The organism is Okeania sp. SIO2F5, assembly GCF_010692685.1.
In the GTDB taxonomy this organism is placed as follows: Bacteria; Cyanobacteriota; Cyanobacteriia; order Cyanobacteriales; family Microcoleaceae; genus Okeania; species Okeania hirsuta.
Map to the genome: position 1 here is coordinate 1 of NZ_JAAHGU010000278.1, position 2,709 is coordinate 2,709.

The following is a 2,709-nucleotide window of genomic DNA, read 5'->3' on the forward strand; positions in this document are numbered from 1 at the left end:
CTTTATTCCTGTTACTATTCGAACACATTCTTTTTTCACCCTTGGTATAACCCCTCCTGGGGGGGAAGATGGGGAGATGGGGAGATCAAGAAAGATTTGGCAATGGCGCTGTGATGGAACATTTTTTTAGACCGAGTCCTAGCGGATTTGATATGACTTAGCACTTTCGGAGCATAGTGACAATCAATTTTATGAGCGATCGCTACTAATAAAAGTATAAATATAAGTAAAAGCGATCGCTAGTACCTATAAAATATTACGCTGAGGATAAAAAGCTGATCATATAAAATTTTGGCGTTGGTAATTTGAGGTATGATATCATGTCCGGATAAGAGCTTTATAGAATTCCGTTCCCTTTACGCCACCAAAAAACTTTCTCTTTCTACTCCTTCTAATCCTTTTTCTTCTTCTTTATTCTCTCCTGACTCTTGACTCCTAAGTAATTAAGATTAATATTATACACGCGCTTTACCAACGCCAAAATTTTTAGTTATTCACATATTTGGCTTTTTAAATAGCTACAAAATAAAACTCAAACAGTCTCACGCAATTCATTAATATCCGATCCACAAATCGCCTGTAAATTACGAGTAATTTTCTCAATTTCCCAATCCCACCATTTAATCTCTAGCAATTCTTTAATAATAGCTTCCTCAAATCTTTTACGAATTTCTTTAGCAGGATTTCCACCAACAATACTGTATGGTTCAACATTCTTTGTCACCACAGAATTTGTCGCTATAATTGCCCCATCTCCTACTTGAATACCAGGCATAATTATCGCTCCATAACCAATCCAAACATCGTTACTAATAACAGTATTTCCTTTGTCTGGCCACGAGTCCGGCATTGCTTTTTCCCAACCTTCTCCAAACACAGGAAAAGGATAATTTGTCAACCAGTCAGTACGATGATTTCCTCCATTCATAATAAACTTTACATCAGAGGCAATAGAGCAGAATTTACCAATAATTAATTGATCTTCAATAAAATCAAAATTATAGAGAACATTACGCTCAAAATTCTCTGGATTCTCAAAATCGTCGTAGTAAGTATAGTCTCCGACAATGATGTTGGGATTTTTAATAATGTTCTTTAAATAGACTAATCGAGTTTGATTAGGTATTGGATATTTAAGGTTAGGGTCAGGACCGTTATTCATATTTTTTGATAGTTATAATCTTCTTCAAAGTTTAGCAATAAAAGTTTTTATAGCAATTGTTGAAATGGTATAAGTATTGAATAACTTTTGTTATTTTGATGGTGACTTTTGATAAATAGTATGAAAAAAAGAGTAGTTCATAAGTGGAGCGACTCTTGTCTAAACTAATTATCTTCACTATGTTTCAAAGATAGTGGGTGGAGCGGTGTAAGAAGGCGATTTTTCCCAGCACCATTCTCCTAAATTGGCTTGAAAACTCTACCATCACGAGAGGTTTCCACAATTGATTGAGCTTGAATATCCAATATAGTAACTGCCATTAGTGCTCTTGATATCATGTCCGGTAGCATCGGAGCGTGTATAGAATTAAGTTTCAATTGAAAGAAATCCTTTAGCATAGTAGCATAACTGCCCTCTGCTTTCCTTCCACCAAAGTATAAGTATTCAAGTCGAGACTGTAGCAATATTTTATGAAATTGGTATTATATAGCAATCCTAAATAGGTCGTGACAAATCAAAAAGTAAATAAAAAAACTGAAACTCTTACCTGTTCCCTGTCCCCAGTTAAGTGTTCCCTAAAAAGCAGTAAGATTTTTGACACGAATAAAATAGGATTGCTATAGAATATCTAAAACAACAGAATATTAATAATCAACCCTTTGTCCTAGATCACTAAACGCCTTCTTCCTTCTTACTTCTTCCTTCTGCTATAAAATTGAACTAAAAACCTACCACCTTCTTCAAGAATTTACTTCAAAACATACTTACTTAATACAGAATAGACTTCGTTAATATTCACGGAACGATTAAATTCATGACTAATTGGTTCTGATTCACTACCTACCCAAATCTTTAACTCTGCATCTAAGTCAAAATGTCCTGCACTTTCTTTAGAAAACTTGGTAATTTTTGAATAGGGAATAGAAAGAAACTCAATTTTATGTCCTGTTACTCCTTGTTTATCTACCAAAATTAAACGCTTATTAGTAAACACAAACATATCGCGAATAATTTGGTAAGCTTTTTCAATTTGTTCTCCATCTACTAAAATATCGTTGAATAACTTATCTAGTTTTTTGGAATCAATATTAACTTCGGCAGCATTTCCGAGTAGGCCACTAATTAAACCCATATTTTACTCCTTTTAAATAATTTTCAGTAGTCATCTTTAAACCAGTAAACTTAAGTTATAGGATTGATACTCAAGGCTGAAAGCTGATAGCTTATTAATACTGTAATTAACTATCAAATCATTAGAAATCTCCATAAATTACATCAACCTTTTCTGAAATCCTTGTCGGGGCGTTACATGGAATGTCCCTACATTCTTTTTCGGAGATATCTATTAGCAGAATATCATTTTTCTTTTCTATCTTAACAAAATCTGGAGTGATATCAAATCCCCTCGGTTTCGGTCTAAAAAAATGTTCCATTACAGCGCCATTGCCAAATCTTTCTTGATCTCCCCATCTCCCCATCTTCCCCTCCTGGGAGGGGTTATACCAAGGGTGAAAAAAGAATGTGTTCGAATAGTAACAGGAATAAAA

Annotated in this window: 3 protein-coding genes; all 3 read right to left on the bottom strand. The window is 34.1% G+C overall.

Annotated features, from left to right (window positions below; all coding sequences use genetic code 11):
- Positions 1-532: 532 nt before the first annotated feature.
- Positions 533-1,162, bottom strand: a complete 630-nt coding sequence (locus F6K27_RS32850) for a CatB-related O-acetyltransferase (protein WP_124145284.1) — start codon at positions 1,160-1,162, stop codon at positions 533-535.
- Between the two features lie 748 nt (positions 1,163-1,910).
- A complete protein-coding gene (locus F6K27_RS32855; protein WP_124145285.1) occupies positions 1,911-2,294 on the bottom strand; it encodes a PH domain-containing protein in 384 nt (127 codons plus the stop codon).
- 121 nt (positions 2,295-2,415) lie between these two features.
- On the bottom strand, positions 2,416-2,709 hold a 294-nt coding region (locus F6K27_RS32860; RefSeq protein WP_287280148.1), incomplete at its 5' end, for a hypothetical protein.